General features: G+C 35.0%; 17 protein-coding genes and 1 tRNA gene. 8 read left to right on the plus strand and 10 right to left on the minus strand.

Annotated elements, in window-relative coordinates:
• Nucleotides 1–34 precede the first annotated feature (34 nt).
• The 3 genes from ACFINO_RS04110 to ACFINO_RS04120 form a co-directional block, all read right to left on the minus strand.
• A complete protein-coding gene (locus ACFINO_RS04110; RefSeq protein ID WP_375613354.1) occupies nt 35–346 on the minus strand; it encodes a hypothetical protein in 312 nt (103 codons plus the stop codon).
• 306 nt (nt 347–652) lie between these two features.
• Nucleotides 653–907 (minus strand): hypothetical protein, encoded by a 255-nt coding sequence (locus tag ACFINO_RS04115; protein WP_375634632.1) that lies wholly within the window; start codon nt 905–907, stop codon nt 653–655.
• A 15-nt stretch (nt 908–922) separates the two neighbouring features.
• Nucleotides 923–1,048 carry a hypothetical protein gene (locus ACFINO_RS04120; RefSeq protein WP_375613352.1) on the minus strand — a complete coding sequence of 42 codons (126 nt, stop codon included), beginning with the start codon at nt 1,046–1,048 and terminating at the stop codon, nt 923–925.
• A gap of 609 nt (nt 1,049–1,657) precedes the next feature.
• On the opposite strand from ACFINO_RS04120, the gene ACFINO_RS04125 reads away from it, so the two are divergent.
• Nucleotides 1,658–1,972 carry a helix-turn-helix domain-containing protein gene (locus ACFINO_RS04125; RefSeq protein ID WP_007347852.1) on the plus strand — a complete coding sequence of 105 codons (315 nt, stop codon included), beginning with the start codon at nt 1,658–1,660 and terminating at the stop codon, nt 1,970–1,972.
• On the opposite strand, the gene ACFINO_RS04130 is transcribed toward ACFINO_RS04125, so the two are convergent.
• Both ACFINO_RS04130 and ACFINO_RS04135 read right to left on the minus strand, forming a co-directional pair.
• On the minus strand, nt 1,896–2,087 hold the full coding sequence (locus ACFINO_RS04130) for a hypothetical protein (protein WP_375633027.1): 192 nt from the start codon (nt 2,085–2,087) through the stop codon (nt 1,896–1,898). The two genes, ACFINO_RS04125 and ACFINO_RS04130, sit on opposite strands and share 77 nt — an antisense overlap.
• Before the next feature lie 1,698 nt (nt 2,088–3,785).
• A tRNA-Ile gene (locus ACFINO_RS04135) sits at nt 3,786–3,862 on the minus strand.
• Between the two features lie 170 nt (nt 3,863–4,032).
• Between ACFINO_RS04135 and ACFINO_RS04140 the strand changes: the two genes are divergently transcribed.
• On the plus strand, nt 4,033–4,776 hold the full coding sequence (locus ACFINO_RS04140) for an SIMPL domain-containing protein (RefSeq protein WP_375633029.1): 744 nt from the start codon (nt 4,033–4,035) through the stop codon (nt 4,774–4,776).
• A 29-nt stretch (nt 4,777–4,805) separates the two neighbouring features.
• On the opposite strand, the gene ACFINO_RS04145 is transcribed toward ACFINO_RS04140, so the two are convergent.
• The 3 genes from ACFINO_RS04145 to dnaG form a co-directional block, all read right to left on the minus strand.
• Entirely contained in the window at nt 4,806–5,267 is a 462-nt protein-coding gene (locus tag ACFINO_RS04145) for a YcgN family cysteine cluster protein (protein ID WP_375634634.1), read from the minus strand.
• Nucleotides 5,268–5,877: 610 nt separating this feature from the next.
• Nucleotides 5,878–7,893 (minus strand): RNA polymerase sigma factor RpoD, encoded by a 2,016-nt coding sequence (rpoD, locus tag ACFINO_RS04150; RefSeq protein ID WP_375611971.1) that lies wholly within the window; start codon nt 7,891–7,893, stop codon nt 5,878–5,880.
• A 390-nt stretch (nt 7,894–8,283) separates the two neighbouring features.
• Nucleotides 8,284–10,221 carry a DNA primase gene (gene dnaG / locus ACFINO_RS04155; protein ID WP_375655113.1) on the minus strand — a complete coding sequence of 646 codons (1,938 nt, stop codon included), beginning with the start codon at nt 10,219–10,221 and terminating at the stop codon, nt 8,284–8,286.
• Between the two features lie 134 nt (nt 10,222–10,355).
• On the opposite strand from dnaG, the gene ACFINO_RS04160 reads away from it, so the two are divergent.
• From ACFINO_RS04160 to ubiC, 4 genes are all read left to right on the plus strand, one after another.
• Nucleotides 10,356–11,573, plus strand: a complete 1,218-nt coding sequence (locus ACFINO_RS04160) for a mechanosensitive ion channel family protein (protein WP_375633034.1) — start codon at nt 10,356–10,358, stop codon at nt 11,571–11,573.
• Nucleotides 11,574–11,642: 69 nt separating this feature from the next.
• Entirely contained in the window at nt 11,643–13,334 is a 1,692-nt protein-coding gene (locus ACFINO_RS04165) for a Na/Pi cotransporter family protein (RefSeq protein ID WP_375633036.1), read from the plus strand.
• Between the two features lie 858 nt (nt 13,335–14,192).
• Nucleotides 14,193–14,444 carry a GlsB/YeaQ/YmgE family stress response membrane protein gene (locus tag ACFINO_RS04170; protein WP_375611967.1) on the plus strand — a complete coding sequence of 84 codons (252 nt, stop codon included), beginning with the start codon at nt 14,193–14,195 and terminating at the stop codon, nt 14,442–14,444.
• A gap of 1,100 nt (nt 14,445–15,544) precedes the next feature.
• A complete protein-coding gene (ubiC, locus tag ACFINO_RS04175) occupies nt 15,545–16,051 on the plus strand; it encodes a chorismate lyase (RefSeq protein WP_375640416.1) in 507 nt (168 codons plus the stop codon).
• Nucleotides 16,052–16,726: 675 nt separating this feature from the next.
• On the opposite strand, the gene ACFINO_RS04180 is transcribed toward ubiC, so the two are convergent.
• Nucleotides 16,727–17,179, minus strand: coding sequence for a GatB/YqeY domain-containing protein (locus tag ACFINO_RS04180; protein ID WP_375609255.1), 453 nt, complete (start codon nt 17,177–17,179; stop codon nt 16,727–16,729).
• A 259-nt stretch (nt 17,180–17,438) separates the two neighbouring features.
• Here ACFINO_RS04180 and carA point away from each other — a divergent pair, with 259 nt between their 5' ends.
• Nucleotides 17,439–18,635, plus strand: coding sequence for a glutamine-hydrolyzing carbamoyl-phosphate synthase small subunit (gene carA, locus ACFINO_RS04185; protein WP_375655114.1), 1,197 nt, complete (start codon nt 17,439–17,441; stop codon nt 18,633–18,635).
• An 869-nt stretch (nt 18,636–19,504) separates the two neighbouring features.
• Here the strand turns inward: carA and ACFINO_RS04190 are convergent.
• Nucleotides 19,505–20,725, minus strand: a complete 1,221-nt coding sequence (locus ACFINO_RS04190; RefSeq protein WP_375655115.1) for an MFS transporter — start codon at nt 20,723–20,725, stop codon at nt 19,505–19,507.
• A 547-nt stretch (nt 20,726–21,272) separates the two neighbouring features.
• On the opposite strand from ACFINO_RS04190, the gene ACFINO_RS04195 reads away from it, so the two are divergent.
• Entirely contained in the window at nt 21,273–22,112 is an 840-nt protein-coding gene (locus ACFINO_RS04195; protein WP_375618194.1) for a DUF1460 domain-containing protein, read from the plus strand.
• Nucleotides 22,113–22,423: the final 311 nt, after the last annotated feature.

Below are 22,423 nucleotides of genomic sequence, written 5' to 3' on the forward strand. Positions count from 1 at the left end.
TTTCCAAACCCTTTAATGCAAAATATGAATACAATCACTCTTTATCATCTTCAGATTTAAGCATTTTTTTATATTTCTTTTCATTTTTTTCATATTGCTTAATTTGTTTTTTCAGTTTTTCAATTGCTTGGTCACGTCTTTTAATCACCATACTTTGCTCTCTAATAGCCCTATCTCGTTCTTCAGTCATCTTCATAGAATCTCTTAAAAACTCATGCTTTATTCTTCTAGATTCCTCTTTTAAAATTTTCACTTGACTGCGATAATATAAAGAAAACCGAAATATAACCCCACTGCACAACAAAACAACAATCATTGCTCCCAATAAAATTTCGTTTACACTCATTTGGATCTCCCTTAATTGTCGCTCAAGTGATCATCTTGACCAATTTGTTTCATCCTCAATCAAAAAAAGAATGCAATAAATTGCATTTTCCAAGTGTGAACAGTCACTCTCGGCGTTCTTATTTTCTCCATTAAAGCATTGATAAATGACGCAAACAAATCTCTGAAAGCGGCTAAATCTACACTCACACCAATTATTTGCGACACGTTTATTGACACAAAATACAAAAAATAAGGAACGTCAAATAAAACTAACGACGCAATCCAATCATACAAGCCTTGCCCAAATCGTTCCTATCTTCCTTTTTTACGCCATGAGGAATGCGGCTATATATGAAAGTTTTTCATTATTACAAAAATCTTCAGTGTCACAAAGCACAGCATTTCTGTAAAATTTTTCCTTCCCACAAATCTTTACATCACCACAAACTAAAGCATCATTATAAACTCGAGCCTTTCTAAAATCACGAGTATCACCACAAAATTCAATACATTGAGCATTCAAAACTTGATCAAAAAAGACCGCATTAGCATAAACATATGCATCTCCACTCATATTCAAATAACGATAAAGTTCTTATTTTTCATAAACATGCGAACTCTTACGAACAACTAAACAACCATATGTTAATGCATTGTTATCAATAACAATATCATTATAAACACAGACTTCATTATAAACCGCAGCATCATAAAAACACATTCATCGCCATAAGGGCATTGATCGAATGTACAATTCTACCAAACAACCACCTTTGTGGATCAGATTACCTTCCTGTTTAATAAAATATCCAAGATCACTTTTTTGATATTTCCCATTTTTTTACGCATATATACGATATACCATCTGATAGTGATCTAATTTATTACAATAAAGAAGAAATCAGTATTCTTTGTCTATGCAATTTACATTTTTTCTACAGCCATTATCCTATCTCTTAAGGCTCTAAAGCTTCGTTATATTCACACACTACCTCAACGCAGAATTTTTTTTACAAATTCTGATGTTGGGGTATATCTTGATTTATAATGCTGCTACGTATACTATCATAGTGAAATCTCATAAACATACGAGTGTGTATCGCCCTTTCTGGTATACACATTTACTTTTTCACAACCGTGGAACTAAGCAACCATTTTTATTGATTCGAATCTGAAAGTGTATGGGGACATTTTGTTATTAGTTAAAAACAACTCTATATGCTTCCTTAGCGAAGAGCTACACATGGATATTTTCACGCTCCTTGTATCATATATTCTGGATTCGCAACGCAATATTAACGCTATAGCGTAAATATGTAAAGGTCTAAAAATGACAAAGACTGAAAAAGATTGGTTCCAACGCTTAGTTGAATTAATAAAAAGTGACGGACGAACAATGATTGAAATAAGCAGAGCTGCAGGCTGTGGACAAAATTACGTCCAACAAATGATAAATGGAGGCAAGAGGCCTTCTGTAGATAAACTCATGGCTATTTTGAATACACTGGGAAATGCTAGTGCCATATATGTAATAACTGGTTTCAACATCTCCGATGAAGACTTAAAACTCATAACTTTGATTTCGTCTGGAGATAAAAAGAAGATTGAAGCCTTAAATGTTCTGTTGAATGAGCAGAATCTGTAGAATCTGTAGAATTTTCTACTTTATCCAATATCGCTTGCTTTTGAGACGTCGATAAAGACTCCCATTTCACAATAATATCAGATAAAGTTGTTTCAAATTTTTTATCATTCTTCATAGTCATACTCCATGTAGTCACACTATATAACGCTAAAGCGTTTAAAATATATCTCATACCTTAGAAAAAAATATTTGCAATAGGCAGTATGGAAGCAATTGTGTACAAACTTATTTTACAAAATCAGATGAAGTTCTATTAGTCATGCACCATGGTGAAACAGAAAGCATCACACGATCCAGACCTTCTTATGAAAATTGGTATAATCTATCAAAAACGCGAATAATGTTACGCAGATCTTGCGATTCGGACCAATAAAAACTAATGTGAAAATATCCCTGAAGACACTCCTGAACTCTATATAAGAGAACACGAAAAAGCTTTTTGAAAAAAATACATCACAATTTATTCTACATAGCACCATCTATATTTTTTTAACAATATTGCAAAGCAAGAATATAACAATGTTATAGGAATAAATTCTTATAAACAGAGCCACATTACCTAAAACTCTGTAACACGTTTACAGGTAACCTCCCCTCTAAACGCCCCTTGTAAATACTAATATAAGTCTCTATCATAAGCAAAAATGATACTATTAAAAAATAAAACGAATCACCACGCACAATCTTTGTACGTAAATTTTATACAGATTTACAACAAGAGAGAAATTCCCTTATGCAAATTATGAAGAATTATATTTTCAAAGTATGACTTTGAAGAAAAAGTATACTTTTCCAAAAAAACACCCTCCCTGCCAATAATTTTTCATAAGAGAAAAACTCATAATAAAGATAAAACTTTCTATACGATCAATACGAGAAAAATGTTAGCAATACAAAAAAGTGCTAGGGTTACCGCAATATTGCCAATTCCTTATGAGAGTAAAATCAAAAAAGACGTCTGTTCTTCAATAATAATTCGGATCACATGAAAACTCTATAATTTAAACATTAAGCAAAAAATACACAAAAACAGAAAATGGCATTTTAATGAATTTTCCAATATCATAGAAAATATTTCTTACAGAATAATAAAATGCTTATTACAATAGAATCTGGATGATGCAAAGCGATAGAAATAATCACTCAATTGACTTTTCAAAGAACAATTAATAAAATTCTTTTCAGAGAACACGCCACCGTTACTATGAACAATATTTCTCAAAATATCAAATAGAATTCCTTTCTTGGGAAAAAAATATCAACAAATGTTATTATCATCGTTGCCCCATGATACATATGAATGCCCATAGATCACATTCTCTTATACACTAACCTTTCATCACGATGATGCTATTCGAACGTCTAAAAGACCTTAGCATCACTTAAGAAAAAAGCAAATTTACACTAAATGTTTTTTGAGCCATTTGTTCTGAACAGGTCCAATCTTTAAAATTGGTTTTATTGAGGTCTATTTATTTGCAGAACAAGTATAAATAAACTTATCCAATGAAGCTTTTAGCCTTCTATTTTATGAAGAACACCACACAGAAAAAGTACAAAACAGTATATGAATTAAGAAAGTAAATAGCGCCCCATATCAGTTAATCCAAATGCTAAAAGGTTGCAAATGAGAGAACTCCTTTGATGAGACTAAGAAAACATACCATCATATTAAAGCGACTGAGAGAAAAAACTGCAACAAACAACGACCAAAAGCTTCTAAAACAAACAGGAAAATAAATAAAAAACAAAAAAGGTAGAATCTCAAAACTTTTATATAAGCGATCCATTTTTCTATTGGACATTTCCCTATTGGTGGGCCCGGAGGGACTCGAACCCCCAACCAAGCGGTTATGAGCCGCTGGCTCTAACCAATTGAGCTACAGGCCCCACATAGGTTGTTTCTCTCTAAACTAAAATGCCCTATGATACAAGAGCTGACAAAGATTATAACCCATCTTTTTCTCTTTTCTATTGGTTTTTTTTTCAGTGCTCTAATTTCTTTACAAAAACTCTTAAAAATGAGAGAATAATTAACTGACAAATATAAAGGTATAGATATGATAGAAAAGAAAATTCAACCACTGAAGGGTTCTCTGGTTAAAACAGTTATATTAGCATTTACACTCTTAGCCACATCGTTGACTGTACGTGCTTATGCTGAAGAAAATAAAATGAAAAATGCAACGATTACAGTGACAGCAATCGGAGAAAGTCAAGCAGCACCGGATATGGCCATTATTAATCTAGCCGTTGTTACCTATGACAAAACTGCCCAAAAGGCATTAGCTTCCAATAATCAATCCATCAATGATATTATAAACGCTTTTAAAAACAATGGCATCCAAGAAAATGATTTGCAAACATCAGGCTTATCCATTTATCAGTCGACCTCTGATAAACACCACGAAAAAAAGAATAATGAAAAACTCTATCATGTTTCAAATTCTTTAACCGTGCGCATTCGTGATCTTACCAATGCTGGTAAAATCTTTGATCAAGCGATGACACTAGGTGTTAATTCAGTTAACGGCATTACTTTTACCAACGCAGATACAAAGCCATTTTATCAAGAAGCACGTAAAAAAGCCATTACTGAAGCCATTGAAAAAGCGCAAACGATAGCGCAAGCAGCCGATTTAAAATTAGGAAAAATTATTGAAATCAATGAAAAGGATGATTACTATCACCCAACACCACGGCTCATGAGTAGAGCAGCAGATGTAAGCTACGCAAATACAAATTTTGCAGGTGGTGAATTAAATTATAACGTGAGCGTCACTGTAGTCTTTGCGATCGATTAAGTCACAAACAAGTTGTATAAAAAATCATATTACTGGCCTTCACGTAGAAGACCAGTAATATGATAAAGATAATCTTCCTCAGATAATAATTCGTCTTCGTAAATCTCTATTTGTCCGCGTGCAGAAATATGCGCTGTATGTATCGTCTGACAATCCCCTGATACCAATGGATGCCACCAATGAAGATCTTTTCCCTCATAAATTAATCTATAAGCACAACTTTCTGGAAGCCAACGCGCTGTTTTAACTATCGTAATATCTAGCGATATACAATCTGGTACAATTGATTTACGATGAGCATAATCTCGACACCTGCAAGTTTGCCCATCTAAAAGACGACAAGCAATACTGGTTGCATAAAGGTCACCCGTATCATCGTCCTCAACTTTATGGAGACAACAACGGCCACAGCCATCACAAAGGCTCTCCCACTCAGAAATGGAAATCTCTTCTAATTTTTTTACTTTCCAAAAGGGAAGTTCTCCACTCATAAACTCAGACACACCTTTTTTAATTAAGACGATCTATAAAAAATGAAACGTTTAATTTCTATAATTTCATCTATTTCTGTCTCTTAAAAAGATTCAACTCAATGTATACTTTAAACCATGTTCTTAAAAGCTATCTGAATAAAAAGAGAATATTCAAAAATAGCGCATATAAATGAACATAACCTATTGAAACATCTCTTTGTAAACTTAACGAAGAATAAAATGCGTCACCTAAAATGATAGAAAAATTCCGCAAAGAATATACATTTTTCATCAAAAAGTCCGTATGTTGCAATATAAGTTTATTCCTAATAGATCTCATTTCTTAAAAACGAGCCGCGCTATACACAAGGTAATGTTTTTATCGTTCATTTCTTGAAAGCCCCCTACTCTCTACTCCATAACCACCCTTTGCCCTATATCTATTCTTTTGAGACAGAGAAGTATAAAGCCCCAAAGCTAAGAAAAACATTAAACATCGCAAACTTTCTAGATTGTTCAAATTCTTCCTATGTTTTTCTCAAGAAAGTATCCAAGTACAACATGAAACACCTCCCCCCTTCATTAAGAAGAAGGAGGAAGTTATTAAAATGCACACGAATTCCTTTATTTAAGAATCGAGAAAACTGCGCAATTTTCGTGAACGGCTAGGATGTTTCAATTTACGAAGTGCCTTTGCTTCAATCTGACGAATACGCTCTCTTGTAACTGAAAATTGTTGTCCTACTTCTTCCAACGTGTGATCTGTATTCATCCCTATTCCAAAACGCATCCGCAAAACACGTTCTTCTCGCGGTGTTAATGAAGCAAGAACGCGTGTTGTCGTATCTCGCAGATTAGCTTGGATAGCAGCATCAATTGGTAATAACGCATTCCTATCCTCAATAAAATCACCCAAATGGGAATCATCTTCATCACCAACAGGCGTTTCGAGAGAAATAGGTTCTTTTGCAATTTTAAGAACTTTTCGTACTTTTTCTAACGGCATAGAAAGCTTGCTAGATAATTCTTCTGGTGTTGGTTCTCGTCCAATTTCATGGAGAATCTGACGCGAGGTACGAACAATTTTATTAATTGTTTCAATCATATGAACAGGAATACGAATTGTACGTGCCTGATCAGCAATTGAACGTGTAATAGCTTGACGAATCCACCATGTTGCATAAGTTGAAAATTTGTAGCCGCGCCGATATTCAAACTTATCCACAGCCTTCATCAAACCGATATTGCCCTCTTGAATAAGATCAAGAAACTGCAAACCACGATTGGTGTATTTTTTTGCAATTGAAATGACAAGACGCAAATTAGATTCTACCATCTCTTTTTTTGCAATTGTTGATTCGCGTTCACCTTTCTGCACCTGCATAACAATCCGACGAAATTCACCAATCGAAATAGCCGTTTCTTGCGCAAGATTTTGTATCTCACTTCGCAGTTTTTGGATTTCTTTTGCTTCACGCACCGAAAACTCTTTCCAACCAGGTGTAGGCAAAGCAGCAATATAATTCATCCAATCTGCGTCCAATTCACGCCCTTGGTATTCTTTTAAAAAGTCCTCATGGCCAATGCCATAGCTATTGGCAATCCGTTTCAGCTTACCTTCATTATGAATCAATCTCTTATTGATGTCATAAAGCTGTTCAACCAAAGCTTCGATACGATTTTGGTTTAAAGAAAGAGATTTTACTGCTTGAATCAACTCACCCTTTAATTGAATATATTTCTTCTTCTGAGAAGATGTAAGGGCCCCCTCTTTACGCTCTGCCAAACTGCTTTCAACATGCTGATCTTGTAATTTTCGTAATTTTACATAGGTTTGAGCAATAAAATCCAATGTTTCCATAACTTGAGGACAAAGTTCATTTTCCATTGCAGCAAGCGATAAGTTAACATCGTCCTCGTCCTCTTCATCATCGTCTTCAATGTTTCTCTCTCCTGCGCTCTCCCCCATATTACGTATACCAGAAGACATTTTTTCTTCTACGGTCTTATCAACTTCACTTCGCTCAATAACAGGAGCCTGCTTTGCTTCTGGACCAGCATAAGTCGTTTCAAGATCAATAATTTCACGAAGAAGAATACGCTGCTCTTTTAACTCGTCACGCCAGATAATAAGAGCCTGAAAAGTCAAAGGACTCTCACAAAGTCCCGCAATCATTGTCTCACGCCCTGCTTCAATACGCTTAGCAATGGCAATTTCGCCTTCCCGCGAAAGAAGCTCAACAGCTCCCATCTCACGCAAATACATACGCACCGGATCATCCGTACGATCTGTTACTTCGCGTTTATTCGTTGTCGTTGCAATTGCGTGGCTAGAGGCTTCTACTAAATCACCCCCCTCTACCGTAACTTCTTCTTCATAATTTTCAGACTCAACTTCATCCTCATCATCCACAACATTAACCCCCATCTCAGAGAACATCGCCAAGATATCTTCAATTTGTTCGGATGTAACCTCGTCAGAAGGAAGAACTGCATTGAGTTCATCCATTGTTACGTAACCATTTTTTTTGGCAAGTTTAATCATTTTCTTGATGGCATCATCAGAAAAATCAAGAAGAGGACTATCCAAACTCGCTTGGTTTGTTACTTCTGCATTATCTTTCTGTTTAACCTTTGTTGCCATACCATAACTCCACTCGATCACTTCACAGTTTCCATGTCACCACAGTTTCCATGTGACCAGTTTTTTTGTTCTCACTAAAATCTACCAATAGTTACTCATATATACTTCCTGTTAAGAGATTACCATTGGAAAGAATACATTTTGTATACGCCCTGACATCCAGACAAACTTGACATCCAGACAAAAACGCGGGAAAACTCCAGAAGTTTCCCCGACACCTCTCAGCCCTTCTGAGATAATCTCTGCACCCTATCGTAAGAACCAATTTCCCGCTTTTCCTAAAATTTACCCGCTTTTCCTAAAATTTAATTGTCATCTTTATAAAAATGTCACTCCACATAAACTTCCTCATCTAAAATTTAAGTGACTGATTCGCATTAAAAAAGCGAATCATTTTATCGTATCTTGTGTATTCCCGTCTATTTTTTCATCCAACCAACTTCCAAATCCTTCAATTAACGCTTCTGTTGCCTGCATCTGCTCCAGCTCATTTTTTACCTCACGAAGCAGATCAAAAACCTCACTCTTAGGATTTTCTACAAGTTGCTCTTCAATATCCTGTAACCTCTTATGTAGGTGGTGTTCTTGAAGATGCAAGTAGACAGCTTGTTTTAATATAGCACGCGCATCTTCTATAGGGGCTCCACCAAGAATAATACGCATACCAATATTTTGCACAAGATGTTTCATACGCTCTAACAGAGCCTTTTGCCCTCTTTTTTCTAAGAACGCAACCATCGTCTCTTTATCATGAAGCTGTTGGTCCCCAAGAATTTCCAACATAGCTTGATGAAAAATTATCAATTGAGTATTTTTTAATTCTAACTCAGAAAGAATTTCAAAATTTTCATACCACAACTCAGGATAGTAAGCTAAAGTGAGTAAAATCACTGCTTCACGCAAAGGGATAGATTGCGAAGAATTTCGTACTATTTCAGAATTTTCTAACAGAGAAAAGGTTTGATCTTTAAAGGTCCTATTTGGTGAAGATTGACCATATCGCCCTTCCCCCTTTTGTTTTGAAAAAGAGGAACGAAAAAAATCAAAAAGGCGTTTTTTTACATCTTGCAAATAATAACGACGGACATCTTCATCCTTAATCGTAAAAATTTGTTGTTTTAGTTGTTTTTCTAGCGCTGCTCGTGCCTCTGGAATTTCAAAATGCTTTCCATAGGTAGCACGCCACCATAAAAGCTCACTCAAAGGAATAGCTTTTTGCAAAAAAGAAGAAAAAAGCTGTGCTCCACCAGCACAAACAATTTCATCAGGATCTTTCCCTTGTGGCAATAAAACAAAGCGTACACAAACCCCAGCCTTTAAAAGAGGCAACACACGATCAGCAACACGAAAGGCAGCTTTTAAACCAGCATCATCACCATCAAAACACAAAATAGGTTCCTTCCCCATCTGCCATAAAAGCTCAATTTGCGCTTCCGTTAATGCTGTCCCTAAGGGTGCTACAACTCCTTCAAAACCAGCTTTAGTCAATGCAATGACATCCATATACCCCTCAACAACAAGGAGTGAATGAATTTTTTCATCGCCAACAAAGCGACTATTTTTGCGAGCTGCTGCCGCGTTATAAAGTATATTTCCTTTATGAAACAGCACTGTTTCAGGGCTATTGAGATATTTTGCTCGTGTCTCTTTCTCTAATGCACGCCCTCCGAAAGCCACCACACGTCCGCGCAAATCTTCGATAGGAAACATAATGCGATTTCTAAATCGGTCATAAGAATCCGCGCTCTCCTCATGCACTGAGAGAAGCCCACATTCTTCCATTTGCTTTATTGAAATGCCCCGTGCACTCAAAGCTTCTTTCAAAGCTGTACGCCTTACCGGTGCAAAACCAATGCGGAAACGCTCTACAAGCTCTGGTGTAACACCACGTGCATCCAGATAACGACGTGCTTGCATACCTCCTTTATCGCGTAAATTATATTGAAAAAAATCTGTGGCAATTTTCATCACATCATAAAGGTCAGCTTTTTCCAGTTGACGTTTATGACTTTGTGAATCCAAAATAGGGAGTTTCATTCCCGCAAAATCAGCCAAACGCTCTACACTTTCTGAAAAGTGCAGTCCATCAAGCTCACACAAAAAGGTAAAAATATCTCCACTTACACCACAACCAAAACAATAATAGCGCCCTTTATGATCATCACAATGAAAACTTGGCGTTTTTTCACCATGAAATGGACAACAACACCAAAAGTCTCCCCGTGAAGGCTTACTTTTTCGAGGATCAAAATCCACCCGTTGACCAATCACTGTTGAAATTGGGAGTCTCGTACGCAGTTCATTAAGGAAATCGGGCGGAAAACGCATTATCTCTCACAGAGTTTGAAAATTCTTTTTTGCATATTTAACGACTTTAGAGCATAATTCCAATACTTCCTCTTAAGCAGTTGTAAAATTTTAACCCCTCAACTGCATATATTTTTAGAAATGGAGAATAAAAAGTGATCGAATTTATTGCTCAATATCCGTGGTTAGAGGCTATTTCTTGGCTTGTTATTCTTACTATAGCTGCCCTTTTAGTGAACTTTCTAGGACGAAAATTACTTATTCACGGAGCAAAAAAACTCTCTTCTTTTCTCCCAAAAAATACAACGATCGATATTAATAATGCTATTCAATACATAGCGGATATCATTTCAGCTTTTATTCTTTCAATTGGTGTTAATTTTATCTCAACATTGCCCGATGCATTTAGCACTGTCATTGGTAATGTTGCCAACGCCTTCATTATCTTCTTTGTCGTCCTGACAATTTCTTCCTGTCTCAATGTCATTAACATCCTTTACGAACAACGACCAACAGCACGACTAAAACCAATAAAAGGTTATATTCAAATTGCTAAAATTGCACTTTTTGCTGTGGCAACAATTTTAATGGTCGCTACATTGATTGACCGCTCCCCTCTTATTCTCTTCTCCGGTCTTGGTGCAATGGCCGCGGTTCTCATGTTAATTTTTCAAGATACGCTTCTTTCTCTCGTTGCCGGTATTCAAATTTCATCCACTGATATGGTTCGTGTTGGGGATTGGATTGAAATCCCCAATCTCGGTGCCGATGGTGATGTTATTGAAATTGCCTTGCATACTGTTAAAGTTCAAAATTTCGACAACACCATCACCTCAGTTCCTATCCGCAAACTTGTGACCGACCCTTTTAAAAATTGGCGTGGAATGCAAGAATCGGGTGGAAGACGCATCAAACGCTCTCTTTTTATTGATCAATCAAGTATCCATTTTCTCACAAAAGAAGAACAAAAATATCTTTCCCGATTTAATTTATTAGAAAATTATTTCACGCAAAAAGTAGCAGAAATTGATCAATGGAATGCTCAATTAGATAAAAATCATGATATCTTAGCCAATACGCGCCGTTTAACCAACATTGGAACTTTTCGTGCTTATGTTTTTGCTTATCTACAACAGCATCTAAACATCAACCCTAATATGACCTATATGGCACGACAATTACCTCCTACAGAAAATGGTTTACCCTTAGAAATCTATTGCTTTACGAACACCACCGTTTGGATCGACTATGAACAAATTCAAGGCGATATCTTTGATCACCTCTATTCCATTCTACCCTGTTTCGGTCTAAAAGTTTTTCAAAATCCAAGCGGTTATGATTTTAATCAAGTATTAAAAGCAAAAGTGAAATAAAAACAATAAACTTCAATTTATTAATTTGAGGCAACCACATTCACAACAACAAAGAAAGAATAAAGTATCATGAATGGTTCATTGGTACTCCTTCATCTTGCCGGCGCTATTTCTTTACTTCTCTGGGCCACACGCATGGTGCGCACAGGAGTTGAACGCGCCTATGGTGACAGACTTAAATATAAAATGTGCCACGTCGTTTCAAAACCATTGTTTGCCGTAAGTTTTGGGCTTTTTACAGCAATGATTTTACAAAGCTCTACAGCAATAACACTCCTCGTTGGCTCTTTCGTTGAATCTGGTTTTGTCTCTGGAGTAGCAGGACTTATGGCTGTACGTGGAGGAGAATTAGGATCAGCAATCGTTGTAAAAATTCTCACCTATGACCTCACTCTTGTTGTACCTTTGTGTCTTTTAATTGGCACTTGTATCTTCATGACAACAGAAAAACGTGAATGGCGTCAAATAGGACGTATTGTCATCGGTATTGGTCTTTTGATTTTATCTTTAGAGATGATAAGTACCGCGACAGAACCTTTACGTGAAAGCGAAATTTTGCCTAGCATCATTCGTTATCTTTCAACCGATCCTATTTCCACTTTTTTGTTGGCTGCTGGCTTAACCTACCTCTTACATTCGTCCATTGCAGGAATCATTTTGCTGGTCAATTTTGCCAACTACGATCTTATCCATACGCAACTCTGTGTTGTCATGGTTCTTGGTGTCAACTTTGGCTCTTCTCTTATAGCACCACTTTTAACGCGCAACGCCTCTCCTAATACCCGCCTCGTTCCCTTAGGAAATTTACTCATGCGTGGGGCAGGGTCAATCCTTATACTTATCTTATTTCTCTCCTTTCACCCTCCCATCACATGGCTTGGCAATAACGCCCCTACTCAAGTGATCAACGCCCATATCATTTTTAATGTTTTCATTCTCCTTGCTGGAATACCGCTTTCAAAATGGGTTTTAAAATTAACCACTCAGATCGTGAATATAAGTGCAAAAAAAATGCAAGCCGACAAAAGGCTCAATTTATCTGATCAAACAGCTCTTGATGACAGTGTTCTTGATCGCCCAACTCTCGCCCTCTCGAATGTCATGCGTGAAGTCATTCATATTTGTGATCTTGTAGACATCATGCTAGAAAAAATTATGGGACTTTATGAAAAGCCTGATCCCAATATTATTCGTGAACTCAACCAACTCAACACCATATTGGACAAAAAACATATCGCCATCAAACTTTATCTGGCCCGATTAGCGGGACAAAAATTATCTGACGAAGAAGCTCTTCAAACGCAAGAACTTCTAGGCGCCTGTATAAAATTAGACCAAGCAGGCGATATCATTATTCATAATATGTTGATGCTGGTTAAAAAGAAACAACAAAAAGGTTTACAGTTCAGCAGCGAGGGCTGGAGTGACCTCCTTCGTTTCCACGCCATTGTACTAGCCAACGCGCATATAGCATTTAACGTTCTCGTCTCACGTGATACACACACTGCACACCTATTGGTACAAAAAAAAGATCAACTACGAAACTTAGAAAAAGAGATGAGTTTAAAACATTTTAAACGTCTGCGTGAAGGGGATCTCAAAAATGTAGAATCATCCAGTCTTCATCTCGACACTGTGCGCGACCTCAAACAAATCAACTCTCTTTTGACCTCAATGATCTACCCCATTTTAGAAGAACAGGGACTTCTTCAAAGTTCTCGTCTACGCAACCCTGCTGAAGAACAAGCAGAAAAAACTTAAACTTTTCAAATAACTTGAATAAAACACACATCACATCGATTATTCAATTTTGAATATGGTCAAGATATTGATTTAATCAAAATATCTTATTATTCGACAATTTAAATGAGCTTTCTTCATCGTAAGTTTCTTTCATTTAAAATCTATTCATGATGAATTGCTCAAAGTCATTTGCTTGCACATTACAAACAAAGCAGCATGTAGAATAGAACTCTTGAAGAAAGACGTAAAAATGCCTAACCATATCAAAGCCAAAACTGTTAAACACATAAAGAATAGGTCAAGAGTATGATAGTTCTAACCTAAACCCGCCTTGTAAAAAGGGAACCGCTTCACAGTAGCAGCGAAACAGAAATACTCTATAAGGAATACAAAACCCCACAAAAATGCAACGTTTATATCAAGATTGGTAGAGGTTCAACCTATACAGCCATGCTATAACGTGTCAACGAAACAGTTTTCATTTCAAACATCATTGATATCAATTGGCAAGCTCCAAACTTTTAAATATCCATTTTACTTATTACTTTAATCACAATTGTTTTTTTAATTTAAGAGAGAGCTTAAAAAGCTTATAAATACACTTTATGAGTTCTTAGAACATTTCTACTAATATTTTCTTCTTTTATTCAATATTTATCAATTAATTTATTTATTTATAAATTAAAATGTATTATATAATTTATACTTATTAAGTATTATATATAATATAAATGTGAGTATTATTTTAATATAAAGGAAAGTAACAAGTAAAATCTCTAACAGAAATATCCTTTCCACTGGGTAAAAAAGGAATAAACCTTGATTTTTACAAAGTTTACTCTAGTTACAATTTAAATTCAGGCAAAGGAGGGTATCATGGAAAATGCAAACATCGGCTGGATTGCAGCTATTATTATCGGCGGGATTGCCGGTTGGGCTGCACAGTATATTATGAAAAGCCAAACAGGAATATTGTTAAATATTATCTTAGGGATTATTGGCGCTGCGCTAGCAAGCTTTCTTTTTAGTCTTTTAGGTGTAAGTTTTGCTGGTTGGCTTGGCTATCTTATTTCAGGTTTTATAGGAGCCTGTATTCTTATATGGATAGGACAAAAAATTCGATCATAGAGTATTTATTTTTTACACCTTTTGGGATTCAATACAAAACTAGGAAACAACTAGCAGAGTTTGAAATATTCCCCTGTAACTTGTTGTTACCAATTTTGATATGATGGTGAGATGCTTAAGCTGCGATTTTAGGCATACACCATCATCGTATTATAAAACCAAATGCAGTAAAGAACTTTATAACGCACCATTTCATACCTATATAAACTTACGCATAGCAGGAGAGATATGTTGCGTTACTTTAACAAAATACGAATTATTTTTGTACCACGTGCGCAAATCCAGCTTATCTCACTGTAATAACAACCCATAAGGTTACAAAAATCACTAACGATGATTAAAGATTTTACCGTATAATGCTTAACACCTATACACTCTATCAACAATACCCTTTTTACCGAAAAACTCGAAGCGCTTTTTTACATTCTTAAGAAATAAGAAAGAGAAGGTAAGCACAAAATGATAAATAATTTTTCTCTAATATGTGAAATAAAATAGTATATAAAATAAATATGAAATAATATTAATGCAAACTTTATTATAAAATTACTAAATACCCTGTAATATAAAGTAATACTTCACAATTTTAATAATATAATATATTTAAACGTTTTAAAAAGTATATTCATTAATATAAACTTCTTGATTATAAAGAATACGATCTCCTTTACATCTCAATTCAAAAGTTTTGAATATCTCTTCACTTTCTAAAGTATAAAATAAAGTTTTGTTCCTCTTAAAACTTCCTCTTTATATCATCTTGCATAGATGAATTTTTAGCTCTTCTTTATATGCGTTACAAACGAATTTTAAAGTACGAAACATTTTTCCTATTGCTCTCATGCGATAAAGAAATTTCCGTAACGCATTGTGAAAGCGCCTTGAACAAAACATAATACTTTATTTTGCTTTTTTAAATGAAAATAATCCTATAATATATACTTCCTGCATATCTTCTTTTAAAGACCTTTGCTTTCGATTTTCCCTTTGATATCTTCCTGTTAAAATCTTGCTGCTTTTATACTCCTTGTATTACAATAGAGCTATCTATTTAACCCAACATAACATATGGAATAAGACTTTAGCTGTGGAGTAAAACGATGTCTGATCTTGAAGATTCCATCTTACCACCTCTAAAGTGGTTTTCTGATCAAAGTCCTCCAATACCAGAAAACGTTCGCGATTGGCTCATGGAATCGGGCTCAATGACGCTTCGATTAAAGAAATATTGTACCTGCCTCCAAGTTCAACCACAACGCGAATGTTTTATTACGCGAGATAAATTAACAGAAGAAGCAGAGCATCTCCCCGAAAGTGCGCGTTATTGGCTACGTGAAGTCATATTAATGGGAGATAATAAACCTTGGCTCCTTGGACGCACTGTAATTCCACAAGAAACCCTCCTACACAATCAAGCCTTAATGCATTTGGGAACTGTACCTCTAGGACATTATTTATTTAACAATGACAAATTAACCCGCGATTACATTCATATTGGTCAACAAGGTGCACTATGGGCACGCCGTTCCCGTTTGCGGTTAACGGGTAAGCCATTATTGCTAACTGAACTATTTTTAACAGATTCACCACTGTATCCCCACAAATAGAGGTTACTCATTTTATTCTGCATAATTTATAGATTTTATATAGCTTATAAGGGATTTAATCAGAGAAAAGAATTTCAAAATTATCTCAAGAACACATTACAAACAGAGACTTCTTTTCAAAAGATCTTTTTATTTCATAAACTCAACTTAAAAATCTCTTCCCTAGAAAAAACGTTTTAAAGTTTTGATTTTCTTATCATTAAAACCAGTACTTGAATTAAAAAGATACACACCATATTGATAAAACCATCTATATTTAAATTTCTTGCTGAATAATCACCACTCTAAAATACGGAAACTTTTTATCAAAAAAATACTTTGAAACAGCAAAAAAGACAATAATACACTCCCCAAAATTGGAAATCTGTATCAATTACCTTAATCATCCTATTTTAAAATTTTTAACAGTGCTGACAATAGATCTTTTTAAAAAAGTAAAAACTCTATAATACTTTTGTTTTTTAATGGTCTAACAGCTTTGAAAAACAGAAAATATAATACATAAAAGATGTTTCATTGCTCTATGAGAGCCCAAAAAGTTTCGTTGATATCAAAAAGTTATTTTTTTTATAACAGTATGTGTGTACAAATAAATGAAATTTATCAACATCCTACTGACTTACAAAGGCGACGCACAATAAAAAATATTTTCCAATCCCCTTGAATTAACAAGATCTATTGCAATTTCTTACGAAGACTATTGCACACTTTAGAAAAATTCATTTGCCCCGCATACCGTTCCTTAAGCCATGCCATCACCTTACCGATATCGCGTAATTTTTCAGCCTTTGTTTGTGCCAAAGCTTCACAAAGAACCTGTTCTACTTCCATCTCCTTAAGTTGATAGGGAAGAAATTCACGAATAACTTCTATTTCTGCTTGTCCTCTCTCTGCCAATTCCAAACAACCAGACTCTTTATAGGCTCGCATCAATTCTTCACGCTGTTGAAGCATTTTAGTGAAAACAGACTGTATCTGCTGATCATCCACTTCTAGCTTCCCCTCATCATAATAAAGAATATCACGATCCCTAACTGCAGCATTCATTAAACGAAGTGTAGCAAGACGCGCACTATCTTGCGCTTTCAAAGCAGCCCTAAGAGCCCCATCAATCTGGTTACGCAACATAAATTTATCCAATTTTGTTCAAGAAGAAGATGCCTTTTAACCAATCTTTATCCATCTTGCAATGGAGGATAAAAAAAATAATTAAGGACTCGATCTTCGAAAAGCTAAAACAAGACTTTACCTCTTCATGGAATGTACTTATACTGCCTACTTCAAGCAAAACGTTACCAGAATAATATACACAGCATCTGCTAAAGGTATGATTTTTGTGTAAAGTTGATCATTATACCTTTCAGAGAATAAATTGTGGATACATACTATGATACAAGCGACTTCACCCAGCCACCCTTGGAGTATCAAAAAACCTACAGCCCTCTTAGTCTTAGCAGATGGAACCGTTATTGAAGGCAAAGGAGCAGGTGCTACAGGTATCGCTGAAGCTGAAGTGTGTTTTAACACCGCCATCACAGGCTATGAAGAAATCCTCACAGACCCGTCATACACACAACAAATCGTTAATTTTACTTTTCCTCATATAGGAAATGTAGGGGCAAATAGCGAAGATATTGAAGATCTCTCTCCTCTCAATTGTCATGGTGCTGTTGGCGCTATTTTCAAGGCAGATATTACAAATCCTTCAAATTATCGTGCCAATGAAAATCTTCATCAATGGCTTAAAATGCGTAAAATTATTGCACTTTGTGGTATTGATACACGTGCACTCACAATTCTTATTCGTGAAAAAGGTGCACAAAATGCTGTCATTGCACATGATGCTAATGGAAATTTTGATATTCCTTCTTTAAAGAAACGTGCGCAAAAATGGCACGGTCTCGTCAATCTTGACCTTACGAAAGATGTGACATCTCAATCTTCAATGCAATGGGATGAAAAACCATGGAGTTGGAATAAAGGATACGGTACAAACAATATGCACAATCTTCATATCATTGCAATTGACTACGGTATTAAACGTAATATTCTTCGCCTTATGGCAACACAAAAAGCCCGCATTACTGTTGTGCCTGCCCACACAACTGCAAAAGAAATTCTGGCAATGAACCCTGATGGCGTTTTTCTTTCTAATGGACCAGGAGACCCCGCAGCTACGGCTCAATATGCCATTCCAACAATCAAAACATTAATTGATCATAATTTACCAATTTTTGGAATATGTCTTGGTCATCAACTTCTCGCTCTTACGGTTGGTGCAATGACCGTGAAAATGCACCAAGGACATCATGGTGCCAATCACCCAGTTAAAGACCTTAACACTGGAAAAGTTGAGATTGTATCGATGAATCACGGTTTTGCCGTAGATTCTGCCTCTTTACCACAACATGTTCAAGAAACACATATTTCTCTCTTTGATGGCTCAAACTGTGGTATTCGAATCATTGGAAAACCTGTTTTTTCTGTTCAATATCACCCTGAAGCTTCTCCGGGACCACAAGATAGCCACTACCTCTTTCAGCATTTTAGTGATCTCATTATGAATTATAAAAAAATATCTTAAAATAAAAAGCCTCACCTTTTAGCTTCTCTCCTTCAAATTATATCATCTTCCTACGCACAATTATATTATTTTTATACCTACAACTTATTGAATAAATATTCTTATTTATCATTCTGAAACTAAAAAGAGCGCTCTGAATAGCTTAAATTTTTCTCATTCCTCTCCTCTTAAGGTCGTATCCATCAAAATCATTGGCTTCTCCCCCCAAGCAAGATAAGTGGGTCGATAAAAACCATTTTTAAAAAGAGTAAAGTGCCTAACCTTCAAATAAGTATTTGATTCACAGTACAATTTTAAGCATTCTATTGTGCATGAGAAACATAATCCCTCCTAAAGAATAAAAAAATTAAAGTGTGAGACAATGCAACAAATCTCTACTTTTTAAAAGATATTGCCGTAGATGGTTTTGAAAACTGTAAAGTCGAATAAAAAAGTAATCGCAAAACAGAAAATATCTTTTCAATTTTACAACTTTATATTCTTCCAAAATGAGGTTTTCTTTTGATTCCAGAAGTTATGCCAACAAATATAAGCAATATTTTACTTCCAATTTTCCATATAAAATTTGGAATTGTTCATACAATACTGATAAATCTAACTCAGATACGTTTTAATCTTTGTTTTCAATATGCTGCTGCATTAGCATTGGATATTAATTTGCAAGCAATAGAAAAAATACGGACTCCCCTATACAAACAATATCACAAAATAAAAAAATTATTTTCACTAAATGAGAAGGATATATCGATATTCTATACAACACTTTGTGAAACAAATATCACAAAAAACTTTCTGCCTATAAAATGATACATTTTGTTTATCTTGTGCATTCTCTAGCAAAATAGTACGTACCAGCCTCTCTAAACAAATTAACGTACCCGCAAGACAAAAATAACTGTCGCAACAACAAGAAGAAAAAAGCCTCCAACAAAAGGAGCACCAGAAAAATAAAACAGTGCATTTTTATCTGTAAAACATTCAAAAAGAAACACATAAAAAACAGAACCAAATGTTAAACTCAACGAAATAACAGATGTCATCGCTCCTTGCAGTTCTCCTTGTACATTTGTCGGTACCTGCGCTGAAGCAATAGCACGTATAGGTGCATGAACAAGATATTCAAGCATTGTACACATACAAACCATATAAACCATCCACCCCTGCGTCGCGAATGTATAGCCCAGCATAGCAACGGAGGCAAACAAAAGCCCCACTATAACAATATGCCAATCACTCCATCGTTTAGAAAAATAAGGCAAAATGAGAGCGACTACAATAAATTGGCCTATCCCAAAAACACTATAGGAGAGTCCAATAGAAAAAGAACTCCAATCATAGCGTTCTTTTGCAATGAAAGCCCAAATGCTTAACCATACAGATTCCGCAAACCAATAAAGAAAAAAGACCAATAACACCCAAAGAACCATCGGGTATTGTTTCAGATGCCAAAAAGCACCTAAGGGATTTGCCCGCTTAATATCAAAAAAGCGCCTATTCCATAAAGAAAGGGTTTCTGGAAGCATAACCCAAGAAAAAATAAAATTAATGAGAGAAAAACCAGCAGCAAAATAAAACGGAATACGCGGACCAAACTGACCTAAAAAACCACCAATAAACGATCCTAAAATAAACCCCAATGCGGATGCAATGCCTAACAAACCAAAATTGCGTGTACGGGTTTTATCATCGGATATATCCGCAAGATAAGCTGTACAAGTTGCAAAACTAGCGCCACTTATCCCTGACAAAAGACGCCCGATAAATAACATAGAATAGCTCCATGCTATAGCACATATGAGATTATCAAGAGCAAAGCAGATAATAGAGAGAAGCAAAATAGGACGACGACCATAACGATCAGAGAGATTGCCAATAACAGGAGCAAACAAAAACTGCATCACTGAATAAGCTGCAAGTAATTTTCCTCTTTCTACAAAAGATGTACTGACCTCTTTTCCAGTTAATTGAGAAAAATATTCAGGCAAAACAGGACAAATGATCGCAATACAAAGAATATCTAACAATAAAGTGATGAACACTAAAATGAGCCCACGCTGAACAAATTTCGGATTGAGCATTTGGTCTTGCATAACATACACACTATTTTACGCATACAATGACTCCCCCGCTCTCTTTTAACTCCCGTTTCCTTTTAAAAGTATTCTATAACCTATAATTTTCACATACAAAATAATAACAAATTAAAAATTACAAAAAGAGTCAAGATAAAAATATAAAATTATTTTTACTTGATATATAATTATCAAATTATAAAAAATATATTTTATATTAAATGAAAAAATACTTATGAGAATAAATTATTAACAATTACTCATAAGACATAGAATATAAAAATAATTTTATAGATATTATGATTAATTTTATAATACATTATTACCACTTATCATACTGCTAATTTTTAAAACATCAACTCTATTAGATAAATCAATAACATATAATAATTTAAATATTTAATAATCATCATAAAAATATATTAATACTGTAAAAACTAATTATATTTATTGAATCAATCAATATTATATGTTATTATTACATTCAAATGCTAATAAGCATGAGAAAACAGTTCTTTTAGTACGTGTTGTCCGTGAACTGTTAAATTTAAAAATGGTGTATAAAATGCAAAAAATATCCCTATTAATTCTCACTTTAATGTTAGTGATAGGACGTGATGTCCAAAATTCTTATTCACAAGAGGGGGGGATAGAAAATAAAATAGAAACACAACAAACAACCAGCGTAGAGCTAGATCCCTATACTTTAAATAAATTAAATGCTCTTCTCAAAAAACGTTCAGAAATAAATGATCACGAAAAAGGAGCCATGATTGACTTTCTTTCTGAAGCTTTTTTAGGAACACCTTACAAAGCTAATATGTTACATGGCTCAGAAAATACACCAGAAAAACTGATTATTGATTTTAGAAGCTTAGATAACTTCACTTGTATGGATTATGTTGAAGCATTGCGCAAATCAACATCCCAAACAGAATTCATAAATAACGTCATAAAAACGCGTTATATTAACGGTAATGTTGATTTTTTAAATCGGAAACATTTTTTTACGGATTGGGCTTATAGAGAATATAAACTCGCCACTGATATTACCGCTGAAATAAGTCCCCATGCGGTAAAAATAGAAAAATATCTAAACAAAAAAGCTGATGGTGAAAGCTATCTTCCTGGACTTCCAGTTGTGAAACGCACAATAACGTATATTCCAAGTAACTTTATTAATGAAGAGGTTATAAGCCGTTTAAAATCAGGGGATTTCATTGGCATTTATGCAAAACTTGCTGGATTGGATGTAACACATGTGAGTTTCTTTATCATGACAGATAAAGGGCCGATGTTACGACATGCTCCTTCACACAAAGAAAATGAAAAAGTCGTCGATACCCCTTTTATGGATTATGTTGCAAAAACACCAGGAATCGTCGTTTTAAGAGCCCTTGAATAACATCATAGCGATATGAAATAGCTTTTCTATTCTTAATAGATATACTGAAGCTATTCAGATAAACGTCTAACTTTGTATAATCTACACGGATAAAATCATATTTGAAGAATGGCGGTTATAATTACCTTTACTGACTGAAAGCTGAAGGCAAGCAAAACTCTGTTATTTCTTGTATCATACTTTCTTTTCATATGCTCGAGCTAAGAATTATCTATAGACCACCGCCATTCTAATCTTTATGAATATAAAAAATATTTTTTGCAAGCATAAGTAAAATAAGGTATGTTATGATTATTATCTCACAAAGTATT

The sequence above is a fragment of the Bartonella sp. AA83SXKL genome (assembly GCF_042196965.1).
Lineage (GTDB): Bacteria > Pseudomonadota > Alphaproteobacteria > Rhizobiales > Rhizobiaceae > Bartonella.